The sequence below is a fragment of the Luteibacter sp. Sphag1AF genome (assembly GCF_014192715.1).
GTDB lineage: Bacteria > Pseudomonadota > Gammaproteobacteria > Xanthomonadales > Rhodanobacteraceae > Luteibacter.
Genome location: NZ_JACHYH010000003.1, coordinates 356,471 through 373,293 on the forward strand (window position 1 = coordinate 356,471; position 16,823 = coordinate 373,293).

At 62.1% G+C, this 16,823-nt stretch carries 16 protein-coding genes; 2 read left to right on the forward strand and 14 right to left on the reverse strand.

What is annotated here, in order from left to right:
* Positions 1-95: 95 nt before the first annotated feature.
* From FHW69_RS11070 to FHW69_RS11110, 9 genes are all read right to left on the reverse strand, one after another.
* A complete protein-coding gene (locus tag FHW69_RS11070) occupies positions 96-722 on the reverse strand; it encodes a DNA repair protein (protein ID WP_183423109.1) in 627 nt (208 codons plus the stop codon).
* Positions 723-729: 7 nt separating this feature from the next.
* Entirely contained in the window at positions 730-2,439 is a 1,710-nt protein-coding gene (locus tag FHW69_RS11075) for a putative porin (protein ID WP_183423110.1), read from the reverse strand.
* A 60-nt stretch (positions 2,440-2,499) separates the two neighbouring features.
* The gene (locus FHW69_RS19215; protein ID WP_183423111.1) at positions 2,500-3,180 is read right to left on the reverse strand and encodes an energy transducer TonB; all 681 of its coding nucleotides are present in this window, start codon (positions 3,178-3,180) and stop codon (positions 2,500-2,502) included.
* A gap of 6 nt (positions 3,181-3,186) precedes the next feature.
* On the reverse strand, positions 3,187-3,594 hold the full coding sequence (locus tag FHW69_RS11085) for a biopolymer transporter ExbD (protein WP_183423112.1): 408 nt from the start codon (positions 3,592-3,594) through the stop codon (positions 3,187-3,189).
* A 14-nt stretch (positions 3,595-3,608) separates the two neighbouring features.
* Positions 3,609-5,399: a MotA/TolQ/ExbB proton channel family protein gene (locus FHW69_RS11090; protein WP_183423113.1), complete on the reverse strand. Its 1,791-nt coding sequence runs from the start codon at positions 5,397-5,399 to the stop codon at positions 3,609-3,611.
* A 38-nt stretch (positions 5,400-5,437) separates the two neighbouring features.
* Positions 5,438-7,042, reverse strand: coding sequence for a ShlB/FhaC/HecB family hemolysin secretion/activation protein (locus FHW69_RS11095; protein WP_183423114.1), 1,605 nt, complete (start codon positions 7,040-7,042; stop codon positions 5,438-5,440).
* Between the two features lie 159 nt (positions 7,043-7,201).
* Positions 7,202-8,164 carry a DUF4880 domain-containing protein gene (locus FHW69_RS11100; protein WP_183423115.1) on the reverse strand — a complete coding sequence of 321 codons (963 nt, stop codon included), beginning with the start codon at positions 8,162-8,164 and terminating at the stop codon, positions 7,202-7,204.
* Between the two features lie 4 nt (positions 8,165-8,168).
* Positions 8,169-8,705, reverse strand: coding sequence for an RNA polymerase sigma factor (locus FHW69_RS11105; RefSeq protein WP_183423116.1), 537 nt, complete (start codon positions 8,703-8,705; stop codon positions 8,169-8,171).
* A complete protein-coding gene (locus FHW69_RS11110; RefSeq protein WP_183423117.1) occupies positions 8,705-9,421 on the reverse strand; it encodes an STN domain-containing protein in 717 nt (238 codons plus the stop codon). Before FHW69_RS11110 ends, FHW69_RS11105 begins: the two co-directional genes overlap by 1 nt.
* A gap of 178 nt (positions 9,422-9,599) precedes the next feature.
* Here FHW69_RS11110 and FHW69_RS11115 point away from each other — a divergent pair, with 178 nt between their 5' ends.
* Positions 9,600-9,941 (forward strand): hypothetical protein, encoded by a 342-nt coding sequence (locus tag FHW69_RS11115; protein WP_183423118.1) that lies wholly within the window; start codon positions 9,600-9,602, stop codon positions 9,939-9,941.
* 462 nt (positions 9,942-10,403) lie between these two features.
* Positions 10,404-12,857 carry a TonB-dependent receptor gene (locus FHW69_RS11120; RefSeq protein WP_183423119.1) on the forward strand — a complete coding sequence of 818 codons (2,454 nt, stop codon included), beginning with the start codon at positions 10,404-10,406 and terminating at the stop codon, positions 12,855-12,857.
* A 139-nt stretch (positions 12,858-12,996) separates the two neighbouring features.
* On the opposite strand, the gene FHW69_RS11125 is transcribed toward FHW69_RS11120, so the two are convergent.
* The 5 genes from FHW69_RS11125 to FHW69_RS11145 form a co-directional block, all read right to left on the reverse strand.
* Positions 12,997-13,527, reverse strand: coding sequence for a hypothetical protein (locus FHW69_RS11125; protein WP_183423120.1), 531 nt, complete (start codon positions 13,525-13,527; stop codon positions 12,997-12,999).
* A gap of 271 nt (positions 13,528-13,798) precedes the next feature.
* Positions 13,799-14,398 carry a single-stranded DNA-binding protein gene (ssb, locus tag FHW69_RS11130; protein WP_183423121.1) on the reverse strand — a complete coding sequence of 200 codons (600 nt, stop codon included), beginning with the start codon at positions 14,396-14,398 and terminating at the stop codon, positions 13,799-13,801.
* Between the two features lie 278 nt (positions 14,399-14,676).
* Positions 14,677-15,462: a cyclic nucleotide-binding domain-containing protein gene (locus FHW69_RS11135; RefSeq protein ID WP_255494755.1), complete on the reverse strand. Its 786-nt coding sequence runs from the start codon at positions 15,460-15,462 to the stop codon at positions 14,677-14,679.
* 119 nt (positions 15,463-15,581) lie between these two features.
* Entirely contained in the window at positions 15,582-16,199 is a 618-nt protein-coding gene (locus tag FHW69_RS11140) for an OmpW family outer membrane protein (RefSeq protein ID WP_255494756.1), read from the reverse strand.
* 99 nt (positions 16,200-16,298) lie between these two features.
* Positions 16,299-16,811: a type 1 fimbrial protein gene (locus tag FHW69_RS11145; protein WP_183423122.1), complete on the reverse strand. Its 513-nt coding sequence runs from the start codon at positions 16,809-16,811 to the stop codon at positions 16,299-16,301.
* Positions 16,812-16,823: the final 12 nt, after the last annotated feature.

A 16,823-nucleotide genomic window follows, 5' to 3' on the forward strand; every position in this document is an offset into this window, starting at 1 on the left:
TGCCTTGCGTTATCCGCCCTCCCCCGAGAGCGGACATCCCTGTCCTTTGCCAACATCCAGCGCTCCCAGCTTGCCCTGTGGCGGGGCGCCATCACTCAAGGGTTACGTGCGGTCTTCGTGTCCACGCGCTGCTCGTAAAGGCGATCGGAAAAAGCCTGGGCCGCGTTATCCAGGCGTACGCGGGCCTTGGCCGCGAACGGCTGGCGAGCCGCAATCACCTCGCTGACGCTCAGGTTTTCGTAGGCTGTGAGAATGTCTTTTCCCACGCCGTACAAAAGGTCGTTCTTCGCCGAGCAGGTGCCGAGCAAGCTCTCACTGTTCTTCAGCTCGCCATCCAGTCGCGCGCGCTCAGCCTGCGCTGCGTGCGCCTCCTGCAATGCCACGTCCCGCTCGTTGCGCAGGCGGTCCATGCCCGATTGCAGTTCCTCCTGCTTCTTGCGCTCGGCAACCAGCGCACGCTCATCGACAGCGGGACGCGCTGGCACTGACGCACGGGCACTTTTTGCCGCACCCGCATCCGCAAGGGCAGCATCACGCTCGGCTTCCAGCGCGGCTTTTTGCGCCGCCCACTGTGCCTGTTGCGCCTGAAGGTCCTGAAGCTGCGACCGGGTGTCACGCAACTGGTCGCGAAGCCGCGATTCCAGGCTGGCCATCTGGGCGGATGCGCTTCCTGCCGCAGCAGCGGCGAGAGCACAGGACAGAAGGAATACGCTGCGTTTCATAGTCACCTCAGAACCGTGCGTTCATTTCAAGCTGGAAGACGTCGATGGAGAGCGGCGGCCCGAAGACCTGTCGGGAATTGAAGTAGCGCGCCGACAGCCACGCATACTTCGTCAGCCCGTAGCTGCCGCTCAGGATGAAGCCCTTGGCATTGGTGCCGCCCAGATGGAAGTCCGGATCGTTCAGGCCATCGACCGTCGCATCCGGCTGCAGGTACTTGTAGCCAAACACCACGTTCCAGTCGCTGCTTGCCTTGGGCGTCGGCGTGCCAAGCGTGGCACGCACCATCCAGCCCACCGGGCCGCTCTTGTACGCGTTCTCGGAGAAGTCACCGGCATCGAAGTTGTTGACCAGACGACCAAGCCCCACGGAAGGGCCGAACGCATCGCGACGGTGATAGGCAAGGTTTCGTACGTAATCCGCTTCGAGGCGAAGCGGCGTGTCAAAGGCCTTCATGTCGAACTGCGTGATGGCGTTGGCGAGCCGGTAGTTGTAAACCAGACCGACGAACTGCGGCTGGGCATAGTTACCCGGCGAGGAGGGATCGGGAATGATGTCGCGCAGCAGGAACAGCGAATTACCCTTCTGCATGAATGCCGAGCGCGTGCTGTCGGTATCGCAGAAGTTGGCGCCAAGATAGATGGCGCACGGTGAGGAAACTTCGCCGCGCATCTTGTCGAAACGGTAGTAGGCCAGCGCGAACTTCCAGCTGGTTTCTTCATCCAGGCGCCACGTCGCGCCGACCTGGGCTGCCGTCAGCCACTTGTCGCGGCTGGCATTCTTGATCTGCGCATTGGACGGAAAATCATCCGCCTGATATTCGATGGGGAACATGCCCACGGTGGCAAACGTTGATACCTGGTCGCTGACGGGAACGTTGAAACGCCCGGCCACACCGTCGAAGTTCAGATCGTCGGCAAAGAGCAGGTTGGTGCTCATGAACGGATTGGTCATGCGACCACCCGTGACCGAGGCCCAGTCCGTCGGCTTCCAGGTCAGGTAGGCCAGATCGAGCCACAGGTCTTTCTTGGCGAAGCCCCCGCCCAGATTCTGCGTGGTGGATACCGGGTTGTTGTCGTTGCCCGTGCCGATGCGAATTCCGCCACTCACGGTGTCGCCAAGATTCAGCGTCACACCAAGACGCGCGCGGACGCGCAGCGAGTTGGTGCGGTTCTCCCGAGTATTTAGCAGCGGCGGCGGATTCTGCGAATTCAGATCGTAAGGACCGGTACGATTGAGCTGCGCGAAGTCCACGACAGGAAACGCATTGCTCTTGTCGTAGTAATGAAACTCGTCGCGGAAGCGCATGTCGCCATTCCACGCAATGCGATCAAGCCATTCGGGAAGCGCGTCGGGTTGGGCCCAGTGTTCGGACCTGGCCTGCGCGATGACTTCTTTCTTCACTTCATCGCGAATCTGGTTGCGCACCACTTCCGGTACGTACTGCACGCGCACCTGACCTGGCACCGCAACGGCACCCGCAACGACCGGCGCATTGCCGGCTGCCTTCGCGGCGTCTGCGTTGGCCTGTGCGATCAAGCCATCGGCATCAGCCTGGGTCAGCACGCCGCGCTTCACCAGAAGGTTCACGAGGTTGATGGTGGCGTTTTCCGACGGAGCGCTCTGCGCGTGGACACCGGATGCGCCCAGCGCAAGGCCGATGCACGCGAACAGCAGTCCACGCCGAAGCGAACGTCCCAAGGACGGGGTGGTGGTCATGCCCTTAAATCTCCGGTATCTGAATACGTGTGCGTGCGGTTGGGGAAGCGTCATGGCATGTCATCCCGGACGCCGTCCGCGGATCGAAACCCGCAACGGAAAGTGAGTGGTGGACGGAGGCGCGGTGTCGAGTCGCGGCATGGCGCGCAGCGCCTCGGCCAATGCGTCATCGGTGGAAGGCGTACCGGTCGAATTCACCAGCTGCGCGCGCGTGAGTCGCCCGTCCGCGTCCATCCAGATGTCGACGCGAACGTCGAACACCAGGCGATTGACGCGTTCATCGCGCTGCACGGCCTGCTGGATGGCGTAGCCCAGGTATTGGTCGTAGCTGCCGGTGCCCGAGCCGTTGCCGCCGCCGGCTCCCACCATGCCGCCACCGGCACCTGCGCCGATGTTGAACGAATCGGTGCCTGCCTGTGCGTCGCTGTTGATCGTGACCTGTTTGGCCACGTCGTTGGACGGTTTCGGCGCATCGACCGGCTTCATCGGCTCTGCGGGCTTGTCGATGGTCTGCTTGACCTCTTCCTCGACCTTCTTCGGCTCCGGTGGCTTTTCCTTCGGCGGCGGAGGCGGCGGAGGCAAGGGCGTGATCGTCGTCACGCGCGGTGCTTCGCGCCGCACGCCGACGCGGCTTCCTGCCATGTTCCATATCGCGGCGACGAGGCTCACCAGCACCAGGGCTGCCACGATGCGTGGCAGCCAGCGCCTGAATCGCTCGCGGGTGGATGTTTCGCTGTTCACGGGCGATCAGCCTTTCGCCGGCTTGCCGGTCACGAGACCGACCTGGGAAAGATCCACCCGACGAAGCAGGTCCAGGATGTCCATGACCTTCTGGTACTGCACCGTGGAGTCGCCCTTCACCACCACCGGGAAGTCCGGCGTCAGCGCCTTCTGCGAACGAAGGCGCTGCTCCAGTTCGGACAGCGTCACCGGATAGGCATCCAGGAATATCTGTCCGGTTTCAGACACGGTGATCGCCTTGGTCTGAGGCTTCGCCATGCTGACCGCCGCACTTGCCTTGGGCAGGTTTACCTTGATGCCCTGCACCGAGGCCGTCGTCATGATGATGAAGATCACCAGCAGGACGTACGCCAGATCGAGCATGGGCGTGATGTTGATGTCGTCGTACGGCTTGTCGTCATCCTGCGCGCGCATGGCATGCTCTCCGGTCAGGCCAGCGCGGGCTGGTCGACACTGCGATGCAGTTCGGCCAGTCGGGTTACAAACTCATCCACGAACACCTGCATGTTGGCGGTGACGTTCTTGTTGCGGATGAGCAGGTAGTTGTAGCCAAACAGCGCGGGAATCGCGACGAATAGACCGGCGACCGTCGCCAGTAGCGCAGCGGCGATGCCGGGGGCGATAGCGTTGACGTTCACATCGCCTGCGGCGGCAATCGCGGCGAAGGTGATCATCACGCCCACCACGGTACCCAGCAGCCCCAGGAAGGGGCCGCCGGAAATGGCGATGGTCAGAAGCACCATGGAGCGGGACAGCTGCTGGTTCTCGCGAACCAGTGTCGAATCCATCGTGGCGCGGATGGCTTCGATCGACTCAGCCGGGATGGTGGCGTGGCCGTACTCGTCGCGGCGGCTCCACACCTCACGCGCACCGACCTTGTACAGGCGGAACAGCGATGAGTTGCGAAGTGATGTAACGACTGCCGAGGTATCCGGCTCCTTGCTGAGTGCGAGGATGTTCTTTCCTGCGGAGCGGAACACGTCGAGGAACACGTCATTGGCGCGCGTCACCGAACCCACGTAAGCGGCGCGCTGCCACATCACCAGCCACGACACGACCGCCATGATCATCAGGATGCCGATCACGACCCAGGCATCCGCCGTCACCGACTTGACGATGATGCCGAAGTAACCGAAGCCCATGCCTGCCTGCTTTTCGTCAGGCCCGTACTCGACCAGCTTCGACTCCGCACCCTGCGACATGGCATCGACGGTGATGAGGGCCGGTGCGCGGGCTACACGCGAGATACGCACTTCATCCAGCTGGCCCACGAACAGATCGGTGCTCTTGCCGCCCTCCGTGGCCGCGTCGCCGCCCAGAAGAGCGGGCGCGGTGAACGCGGGAAGAGCGGCATCAAGCGTTGCGTACTGGCGACCATCCACGTAGACGATGAACTTGCCGTCGGCGGCCGTTACCGCGACGTGCGTCCACTGCCCCGCCTTCACAGGCTCACCGGCAGCGCTGCGAACGGTCGTCCCGCCGGCAACTTCCACGAACGGGATGCCCTGCTCCAGGCCAATCACGACCGCGTTGCCATTCTGACGGCGTGCATACAGCGCCGAACGACCTGCGGCAATGCTGTCGATCTTGAGCCAGGTGCTGAAGGTGAACGCGCCACCCTGTGTGATGTTGAGCGACACGCTGCCCGGCAACGTCAGCGGCGTGAGCCCGTCGAAACGTGCTGACTTGCCGATGATGCCGTCTACCGTCGCCACACTGCCCGTCGCGTTGTTGCCATACGCCGTGGCGTCCCTGGGCGCGCTGCCGGCAGCGTCGTCGAAGTGGTAGACGACACTGTAGTCGGCATCGAATGCTGCCGAACCGCGTGCTGCGTCGGTGGCCTTCTTGTCGCCGTAGTACATCCAGATGGACTGTGCCGACGTACCCACCTCGGGCAGGTCGACCCAGATCAGTGCCACGCCGAGGACCGGATCGAAGCTCTCGATCTGGTAGTTGAGCGGTGTTTTGTCATCGGCCGCGATGAAGCGGATATCGGCACCGGTTTCGGATACGCCGTCGAACTGGAAGTTGCCCGAATGCAACCGGATCAGTACCGGCGTGCGCCCGGCAGAGGCAGCCAGATTGCCACCTTTGGTACTTCCGTCGATGGTGATGGATTTGCGAAACGAGAAGTCCTGGTTCCACCAGGAGCCTTCCGCGTGCACGATGCCCGACATACCGCCGAGCAGGAGCAGACAAGCCAGAATTACGAAGCGCATAAATTTCCCCTGAAACGTGTCACCACCGACCCCGCGGGTCAGAGGTCTGCCCTGAGACTGAAATGAACCCGCGTGTCGTGCGCGCGCGTGGCCTGCCCATCCTTCAGCGGATAGGCAACTTCGAGCGTGCCGGTGAGGTAATCGAAGAACTGAAAACGTGTACCGAGGCCGGCACTGAGCAGATCGAAGGTCGTACGACGGAAGTCGCCCTTCGTCGGGTCGGCCGTATCCACTGGCTGTGGCAATGCATTGGATAGCACCAGATGCGCACCATCGACGAAGGCATGAAAACGCCATTCATTGGCCCACTTGCCAATGGCCGGTGCGATGGACGGTGAGCGCAGCTCCGCCGACGCGATGACACCATGATCGGCGGTGTCCTCAGCTTCCAGGTAGCCGCGCACAGTGCTGTCGCCACCGGCCGCGAACTGCTCGCTGGATACCAGTGACGAGGTCGCCGCCTGCGCACTGCCGCGCAGGGCAAGACTGAAACCGTCGGCAAAAAGCAGCACATGGGTCAGATCGCTGCGCAGGTAGAAGAAGTTGGCGCGCGCGTTGTAGCGCTGACTGTCGAACTCTGCTGCGTTGCTTCCGCCCGCACGCACACCGAAGGTTCCGGCGAGCGCGAAGCTCGTGGTCGACTTCTCCCGCGCGGCCTGACCGTTGTAAGACACGGTCAGAGGCAGGTAGGTAATCGGCGTCTTTGAACTGGCGACGCCTTGACTGATGTTCTGGTCGAAGTGCTTGCGCGTCACGCCAACGCTCAGTGATTGCGCGTAACCATCGTGTGCGGGCAACGTCCGCACCAACTGGAAGCCGAACGCGTTGCCCTTGCCAAGCACCGTGGTTCCGCCGACTGTGTTGGCGTTGCTGTTGGACTTGTAGCCCGACGCCAGCAGATTCCAGTCCGCGTTCAACGGTGCCATGTAGGATGCGGAATAGACTTCCGCAGCACTGCGATCCTGGGGAGCAACGATATAAGTCAACGAGGCTGCATGACCGGCCTGCCAGAGATTGTCGTTGCGCACGCTGGCCACGGTGCGAAGTTCCGGCGTATTGACGCTGTGGTCGTTGTTCAGTTCCACGCTGCCATGCCACGGCGAGGTGTCTTCCACCTTCAGCGTCACATCCATCGTCTGCGGCAACTTGCCCGGCGTCAGAAGGGGAACCACCTGCTGGCCAGCCTGGCGATTCACCTGGGTCAGTTCGGTCTGCGCCTGATTGAAATTCGGCAGCGTTCCTTCTGCCAGCGACGGCACGTTCTCGCGGATCTGTGAAGGCGAGTGATAACGCGCACCTTCGATGCGAACGTGACCGATGGTGTTTTCCATCACCTGAAGCCGGATCACGCCGCCCTTCACCTGCTGCGGCGGCAGGTCGACCACAACCGACTGGAAGCCGCGCTGCTGGTAAACCTTCTGGAGCGCATCGCGCGCGCCGTTGACGTCGTTGAGCGTCTTGCCCGGGCCCAGGAACGGATACACCGCTTCCTCGATATCCGCCGCCTGCAAGGCGGTGTTTCCGTCCACCACGTACTCGTTCACGTCAAACGACTCGGGAACGGCCGCTGCTGTTGCCGGCGGGTTGTCCTGTGCGTGCGCCAGCGACGCCGCCCCGATGGCCAGGCCAGCAAGAAGCCGCACAGTGCCGTTCAACCGCCTACCTGCCACACTGGCCTTTCTCACGCGAACCTTGCCCCTGTCTGATGCAACTCACCGCGCCGGAGCGCTCGTTGTGTGCTTTCGATCAGTAGACGCAGTTCACCGGGCAGGACTGAACCGGTGTCATAGAAAATTCACGAATCAGCTGAGCAGAGTCACGCCACCGGGAAGCTCGGTAACGTGCGCACCGTATGCGTCGTGGATGAGGCGGGTGACATTGGAAAGCTGATCCAGCGAAAAACGCGCATGCACCTTGCGCGATGCGAGCTGCGAGTTGGTCACGATGATCTTTCCCGGACGGTAACGGTTGATATCGTCGATGACGCTGGACAGAGGCTCGCTGTCGAAAATCAGTACACGGTGACGCCAGGCCATGGCCACCTCGGTATTCACAGCCAGCGCGATACCAATGCCTGCGCTGTCGACATCCACCTGTTGCGACGGCTTCACGACCGCCGTGCGTCCTGCAAACGCGAGGCGGGTGTCACCGTCCAGACATGTCACCTGCACGCCTTCATCCAGACAACGCACGTTGCAGGAGGTTGACGAGCCTGCCATGACCTCGCCCGAACCGGCCGTCACGAGGAAACGTGAAGCCCGATGCGCCAGCGTGGAGACCAGCGCCTCACCACGAAGCAGCTCGACACCACTTCCTCCCGGAAGGAGGCTCATGGCGGTCTGCGTGTTCATTTCGATGACGACGTCGTGCAGCTGTACCCGACGCTGCTCGCCAGTGCCGGTCTGCCAGTCCGGTGCCTGTCCATTCCAGCCCGGTAGCGGGCTCCATGGCGAACGAAGCAACACAAAGGCAGCCGCGGATGCAGCGACCGCGCTGCCGAGAAACGCACGCCTGCTCATGCGGGCACGGGGTAGATGGCGGCGCGACACGTCCGCCTGACGGCGCGCAGCCGGGGCGAGGTTGTCCCACAGGACGCGGGTTTCGGCGAATGCCCGCGCGTGCGCGTCACTGATGGAGCACCAGCGGCGGAATGCTTCCGCGTCGTCGGCGGTGGCATGGCCGGAGGTGAGCAACAGAAGCCACGCCTGTGCATCTCGGCGCAGGGCCAGGGCTTCCTCATCCTTCTCGACGTTTTCGCCTTCCATACGCTTAAGACGTTTTTCCCGCCCCGGGACCGAACCGCTGGACCACGGGTCGATCGAGACGCAGTCCACAATGTTCGAGTGCCGCCTTCAGATCCTTGCCCACCATCCGCACTGAAATGCCGAAGCGCCGGGCAATGTCAGCCTGCGGCATGTCGTCCACCCGGGCCGCAATGAGGATATCGCGCTGGCGTGGCGTCAACTCCTGGAGCGCCCGCTCCAGTGCCGCGATGTCGTCGCGGGCGCGGAAAACACGTGCCGGATCGAGCGCGTCGTCGGCCACATGCATCAGCTCGTCGACTTCCTGCCCGGTAAGGTAGCGGCTTTCGGCGCGCCTCTGGTCCGCTGCAACGTTCAGCGCCATGCGGAACAGATAACCGGCCGGATTGCTGGAACCGCCCTCCACCGCACGCATGCTTTCCACACGCAGGTAGGTTTCCTGCATCACGTCATCAACGAGTGCGTCGGAGCGAAGACGCCGGCGGAGGCGGCGCGCGAAGTCATTGTAATGATCCACAAAGAGGCCAAGCATCGTCGCTTCCATCAATTGTCGCTCCGGACACTGTGGCAATCGAACGGGTCGCCAGGCGCCCGTGGAAGGAGAAGCAAAACCAGCGGCGAGGACACCGACGCAGGAGGCACACCCACATTCATCTGCGACAACGCCGCGCTGATTCGTGCATCGCGATCCGCGCTGCCCGAGGTGTCGAGCAAATCGCTGCGCTCCACGCGACCTGCCGCATCCACCCACAAGGACAACGCCAGACGGTACGTGCCCGGACGCGTGTGCTCCGAACGGCACAGGGCCATTTCCACGGCGTGCTGCACACGCGAGGCATACGTGCGATCCACAGCGGCACCGGCGTCGTCTGCGACGCCCCTCCCTTCCCCAGGGGGACGTCCCACTGACGACGCCGGCGCAACCGTGAACGCATCGTGTGACGCGTAACGCGCGACCATGCCCGAGCCTCCCAGAAGCGCATTCAACGCATCGGCAACGCGATAGCGGCCATGCAACCCGGCGCTGTCACGCCCCTCCACCTGATCGTCATCCACCAGCACTGCGATTCCCGTCGCTTCGCTATAGGCGCGCAACGCGCTCACCAGCGACTGTGGCGGGATATCAAAATCAACCAGCGCCCCCTGCGCTCCCTCCGCCCGCCTCTCATCGAGCGACGGGCGCTGCTCTGCCCCCTGGCATACCGAGCTGGCCAACGCGAGAAGGCCGAGCCATGCGACCGCGCTTCGTGCCACGGCCATGTCTTGCCTGCCTGATCCGTTGGATCTAACCGATGCAGACCCTAAAGCTAGGCCCGCTGCATGACAGGCAAGACGCATTTTTGTGACACGATTTGTGACACTTTCCGCGCACGTACATGCACGGGCGGAGAGAGTAGGATCGCGCTCGCCGCCCCTCCATGCCACCCGGAACAAGCTGATGCGATCAGGCCCTGCCCTGCTGATGTGCGCTCTCGCTTTCATGACTGCCACGACGGCAAAAGCGCAGACGACACGTTCGTGTACGGATGTGGAAATCGACGGGCGGCGCGTGCCTTCCTATGACTGCCTCAGTCAATTGATGACACCACGCGAAACACATGCCGGTGCGCCAGCACTCTCTGCCGACGCTGCGCAGTCGGCCATGTCCAACCGGGCGGGCCTGTATAACGCCAGCGCCCTGCAACACCGCATGGGCTCCAACCTGGGCAAGTCGGTATATCCATGGCGACCGGTGGTGTCTTTCCCCACGCCCATCCTGGGCGGCACCACGGGCAAATAGCCTCCGGGCGCATTATCTATTTCGCAATTAATAATGGTCAATTTCGCGATTATTTGCGACCGTGAAATCGGTGCATTTGAAAAGATAAAAAAAGATCAGATAATCGCTAAACTGTCATTATCGGACGCTAAGGTCGGACTCAGCGTTTAGAGAAACACCCTTCCAGCCACTGGCTGCAAGGCTTTTCCAGGAAGACTGCTCATTTCGACCCGCTTTCGCCAGCGGGCGCTTTGCCGTGCTCGAAGGGAACGTTTTTTCTTGCGCACTTCGCAATATTTATCGCACCGGAATAATCGATATTAATTACGAAGTAATGGTAAGTAAATTCGATATTCGCAATTAAGGGCGGACCTGGAAGAGGCCTTCCGGGGACGGTCTGCATTACGGGGCAACGGCATGGGGAATGGCCGTCGCGTCCGAAACGATTCCAACAACACCATTAGCTTTCCAGGAAACCAGTCGATGAACCGCAATTCACTCTCGGCCGCGATCGCCCTGACCTTGTTCGTTGCCGCCGGTGCCGCTTCGGCCCAGGACACCCAGGCAACCCAGGACGCGACGACCCAGCCGCAACGCGCCAATGTCGCATCCACGTCCAATACCACCAACGACAACGCGACCCGCCGCGCTGCCCAGCAAATGAGCGCCGTGCAGGTGAAGGCCAACTCGCTGGCCCTCGGTGGCGGCCTGATGTCGGTGCAGGATGCGGCCAAGGCCGTGTCGACCGTTTCCCGCGATGCCATCGTGAAGGCAGCGCCAGGCGCCACGTTCGTGCAGGCCATCGACTCGATCCCGGGCGTGGTGTCCTCCACGGATGACTACACCGGCCTCAACGATGGCAATGCGACTGTGCGCGGCTTCCCGATGGACGAAATCGGCGTGACGGTGAACGGCGCGCCCATCAACGACAGCGGCAGCTACAAGATCTACTCGTCAGAGTACGGCGACACCGAAAACATGGGCGACATCACCGTCCAGCAGGGTTACCCGGACAACGACACGCCGATCTCGGGCGCGGCCGGTGGCTCCATCGCGTGGGTGACGGTTGATCCGTCGCACAAGGCTGGCCTCGATTTCAGCCAGACCCTGGGCCAGAACAGCTATCACCGCACCTTCATGCGCCTGAACACCGGCGACCTGGGCCCCGTCCGTTCATGGCTGTCGTACTCCAACAACGAGACGAACCTGTGGCGTGGCGTCGGCAAGTCGAAGGTCACGAAGGTGGACGGCAAGTCGGTCTGGACTATTGACGACAAGAACTCGATTTCGTTCTCGCTGCAGTACAACCGTGAGGTCAAGACCAACTACGAGTCGCTGACCAAGGCTCAGGCCCAGACGCAGTACAAGCAGAGCTACCTCGGCACGTACACGCCGGGCAGCACCAGCAGCAACTTCTACGCGCTGCACCAGAATCCGTTCCGCAACTATCTGGCAAGCGCCGACGGCGAGTTCACGCTGAGCGACAACCTGCGTCTGTCCGTGGTGCCCTACTTCCAGTTCGGTACCGGCGGCAGCGGTTCGGGTTCGACGTTCACGGAAAATCCGCTGGCGAACAACAACTACTACAAGTCGGTCAATGTCGATCTCGACGGCGACGGCAAGATCAGCGGCACCAAGCTGGTCAACTCTTTCAGCTATTCCAACACGTATCGTCCGGGCATCATCGCCAAGCTCAACCAGGACCTGACCGACAACAACAGCCTGGAATACGGCGTGTGGTACGAGCGCCCGCGCCAGTCGCAGGGCCAGGACTTCGTGCCGGTGGATGCGAAGACGGGCATCCCGGTCGACACGTGGGCCAACACGGTGCTCCTGCGTTACCCCGACGGCTCGGTACAGAAGGCTTACCAGCAGTACACGACGACGACCAACGAGAAGGCATTCATCACCGACAACTGGACGCCCAACGACCAGTGGACCTTCTCCGGCAGCCTGGCTTACGTGTGGTCCAAGCGTGATGGCTACGTCGCCGAGTTCCCGAACTCGATCGGCTCGATCAGCACGACGGGCAAGGTCACCACCACCAACGCCCAGTACGACGCTTCGCCCAATGCCACGTTCCACAAGTTCACCCCGACCGCTGGCGTGAAGTATCAGCTGGATGCCGAGAACCAGTTCTACTTCGGCATCGGCAAGACCTTCCGCGCTCCGGTCAACGGCGCCATCCTCAGCAACGCGCTGTACGGCAATGGCACGGCCAAGGCTTCCCCGCTGCCGAACAAGCCGGAGACCTCCACGACCGCCGACCTCGGCTGGCGTTTCTACGGCGAGCGCTTCTCGGCGAACGTCGATGCATACGCGTCCAACCTCAACAACAAGCAGATCTCCGGCTACGACCAGGTCACCGGCCTGACCGTCTACACGCAGCTGCCGTCCGTGCACATGCGTGGCCTGAACGCCGAAGGCAGCTACAAGATCACCGACAACTGGTCCACCTACGCGAACTACAGCTACACCCGTGCGCGCATGCAGGACGACCTCAACTCGCTGGGCGACGGCATCTACAACACCAAGGGCAAGACGCTGCTCAACGTGCCGAAGAATTCCGGCTACGTGGGCGTCGACTTCAACGAAGGCCCGTTCTGGGCATCGCTGAATGCCAAGTACCAGGGTCCGATCTGGGGTGACTGGTCCAACACCGAGCGCGCCGGCGGTTACACCACCGTCAACCTCAGCACCGGCTGGAAGTTCGGCGACTTCGCCGACTGGTTCCGCAGCCCGTACGTGAAGATCAACCTGTTCAACGTCGGCGACCGCAAGGCGCTGACCTACGCAAGCAACGTGACCGCGTTCCTTGCCACCAACCCGACCAAGGAAAAAGACGCCAACGGCACCACGCTGTTCGCCTCCGCTCCGTACTACTCGGTCCTGCAGGAACGTACCTTCATGGTGACCTTCGGCGCATCGTTCTTCTGATGCCCGGGAGCCCCGGCGTGATATGACCCGGGGCCCTCTGAAAGACAAAAGCCCGCTACCTCATACGTAGCGGGCTTTTTTGTTCTGCTGTGAGGCGACGTTCAAGAACCAGGATCAGCCAGAACGCGCCAGGGGTATCTCAGCCCTGCGCCTCTGGTTCCGAGACCACGGGAACATGGCGAACCAGACGCGTGGCGAGCTTGTAGGGCTGAGTCACGAAATAGGCGCCAATTGCAATCTGCAGCATATACAGACTCACGGATACTTTGCCTTCGGCACCGAGCAACGCAAATGCGCTCTTGCCGCCATCCTCCGATAGAGAGATGGCTTTGCCCCACAGAGCCAGCAGGGGAAGGATCGCTTCCTTCAGCCACCACAAGCCCATGAGCACACACCCCACCGCGACCAGATCGGTGGCGGAGATTCTTGCATTCCCGATACTTTGCATCCCGGAGGTCAGTACGCGCGACAAAGGGCTGCTTAGTGCCCATACAATAACGGCGATGACGATAAATACTCCGACGAACACCAGGCCTGACCACGGTGTATCGTCCAGGAAGGAAATCATCGTCCGTGCGCTGGCAACCAGACTGAATGCCTGAAGCGCGGCAACGCACAACCAGATTGCGAACAACCTGAAGCCAACGGTGAGCAACTGCCTTGCGATCATGTTTCCCCCTGGTAATCATCCAATGAAACTGTTTTCGACCCCGTAGCCCGTATGCGCGCCGAGGGGCGGAAGCGAACATCCGCGATCAGCTTTCTTTGCGATATGCGAGCCGCACATAGTCGGGGCTCCGGACGTCGCATCGAACCAATTACACGGAGTATCTGGTACGGAGGATACCCCACGTGCCACTCACCCCACCCCAGGTCGCGAAAAAAAGGCCATGGAAATCCATGGCCTTTTATCAAACGCACAATATGCGAGGTGGTGCGGATCAGAACGGGATATCGTCGTCGTCGAAGCCTTCGTTGCTGACCGGGGGCGGAGCCTGGCGGGTCGGGCCACCGCGGTCGTTGCCGCCGCGCGACTGGCCGTAGTCGTCGCCGCCGCGGTTGCCGTAGTTGCCGCCACCGCTGCTGCCACCGGAGCGCTGACCGCCGCCGTAGTTGCCACCACCGCCGCCGCTGCGTGCCTGCTGCGGACGGGCGCCACCCTGACCGCCGCCGAAGCCGCCACCACCGCCGCCTTCGCCACCCGCGTTGCCGCCGAGCATCTGCATCTCGTTGGCGATGATGTCGGTCGAGAAGCGCTCGACGCCATCCTTGTCGGTGTACTTGTCGGTGCGCAGCGAGCCTTCGATATAAACCTGACGGCCCTTCTTGAGGTATTCACCCGCGATTTCCGCGAGCTTGCCGAACAGCTTCACGCGATGCCACTCGGTGCGTTCCTGCTTTTCGCCGCTCTGCTTGTCGGTCCAGGCCTCGGACGTAGCAATACGCAGGCTGGTGATCGCCGTGCCGCTGCCGGTGTACCGGGTTTCCGGGTCTGCACCGAGGTTGCCGACGATAATGACTTTATTGATGCCGCGTGCCATGGATTTCCCTCGTTTGCTGTCTGGTTCACCGCGACCCGAAGGACTTGCCGGCGTCGCGTCCGCCCTCTGAGCCAGGGCCCGCCCTGGTTAAGGGTCGGCGGCTGGGCGGATCGGACCGGTCATTTTCCGGTATCCGGCACAGGGCTGCAAACCGAAGGAGGGAAACGACCGTGGGATGCGGTCTGCAGATGCTGACACCGGCTGAACCGGCGCGCCAGTGGGTCCTGGATGGGCCAATGGGGCGGAAAAGCCACGATGCCGTGAGCCCCGCCCGGGCGTCAGTGGGCCTGGCGCCGGGGCGCGGTCTCGGGTATCAGCGCCACGCCGCACAGATCGGCCAGACGGTCAGGACGGACAATTCGCACGGTCTTCCGGCGCACTTCGAGCACGCCATCTTCTTCCATGCGAGTGAACAGGCGGCTGACCGTTTCGATGACCAGGCCCAGATAGCTGGCGATGTCCTGGCGGGACATGGTCAGCTTCAGTTCGGCGCTGTCGCGCGACAACCGGCCATGGCGATCCGACAGGCCATGAAGGAACAGAGCCAGCCGCTTGATGGCCTGCGGCTTGCCCATCATCACCAGATGGTCCTGGGCCGAACGGACTTCGCTGCCCAATACCGAGGCCAGCTTGCGGCGCAATGCAGGCGCTTCCTGCGCCATGTCTTCAAGGCGCGCGTAAGACAACTCGCAGACGGTAGTCGATTCCAGCGCTTCGGCCGTGCACGAGTGCACGTCTCCCGCAAGCGCGTCGGCGCCCAGCGATTCGCTGGCCAGATGAAAACCCAGAACCTGGGCATCGCCATCCGCACTATCGACGTAAGTCTTTACCGAGCCGGCTTTGACGACGTACAGCGCGCGCGCAGCGTCACCCTGTCGATACAGAACGGAACCGCGACCGAGGACACGCTTCTGCCGCATGGCGCCATCAAGGCGAGCAAGCACATCCGCATTCATGCCAGAAGGCAGGCAAAGCTCGTGCAATCCACACGTGGCACAACTGGTGCGCGCGCCGTGCAGGTCAACAACCGCTGCTTCTGCCTGAGTGTGCATCCCGCTCAACATGCCACCGCCTGCGCCCGTGAATCGGGCTGAAAGCACGATATCACGGGCGAGTTCCCCCGGCCCCACCGCTCGCTGCGGTGAGTTGACGCGGCGAACCGCGCCCTCCCCCTGGGTTGTTGTCAGAAGCGGTAGCCGACACTCAGGCCGTAAGCCAGCGGATCAATGCGCGCCTTGCCGACACGCTCGCCGCCCACCGATACCTTGCTGCGAATCTGGATCCAGCGCAGGTCGGCCGTGACCATCCAGCGGTCGTTGATGTGCACATCAACGCCGCCATGAGCCGCGAGGCCCCAGCTGTCCTTGAGCTCAACGTGTGCGCCCGTGAGTGGACCGGTGCCTTTCGCGTCATAGAAGTGCGTGTAGTTCACGCCTGCGCCAAGAAAGGGCGACACGCTGGAACCGGGAAGAAAGTGATAGTTGACGCCCACCACAGGCGGCAGTTCGCGCACGCTCACCGCGCGCGCTCCATCCAGGCGCACGTCGTGCTTGAACGGCAATGCCGCAAGCACTTCCAGCGACAGCGACGGCGTGAAGAAATATTCAGCACTGAATGTCGGGCGCGTGCTGCTCCCCACCTTGCTGTTCATACCGGCGAGGCGACCCGAATCGGACACCGGATCAACGGTATGCGCACCGACATGCACGACCCAGTTCTGATCGGATGATGCGGCGTGCGCCGCGAAGCTGCCAGCCGCAGCACATGCCGCGACGCATGCCATAACGAGATGCTTGTTCATGATGTTTCCTGCACTTGCAGACGCTTGTCTGGATGGCGAGAAGGCTACCCTTGCGATGTGGTCACGACTTGAGCGAAGTCAATTTGCAGGTGAATACCGCTATTCAAATCGCATGATGACGACGATGCATGCGTTGGCCTCGCCCGCCTTGATATCGCCAATACGAACGTAGCGAATGCGCACGCCGTAGCTGTCTCCATCTTCGGATGGCTTCCAGACAAGCCCGTTCTGGTCATTGGGAAAGATGGCCGTGCCGCCGGCCGTCTGTGCCTCGATGGCAACACCGCCAGAGCCACCTGATGCATAGAAAAGCTCTGGATGACCGTCTGCATTAGCGGATGCCGCGTTGAAGGTCATGATGATGCGCTCGACACCAAAGCAGCCGGACGTCACGATGGAACGCTCCACCCATTCGGTGGGCGACCCCACGGATGGCATGTCGAGTGCGCGTACATCGCCCATGGAGTAAATGACATCGCGCCCCTGATCGAAGCCACAACTTCCCAGAAGGTTACCGCGGACCTGCGCCTCAATGCGATCGGCATCGGCGTGCAACGGCAGGGTGAATAGCGCCAGCGCGAACGTGGCGATGCCTGAAATCAGATAATTCAATGATGTGTCTCC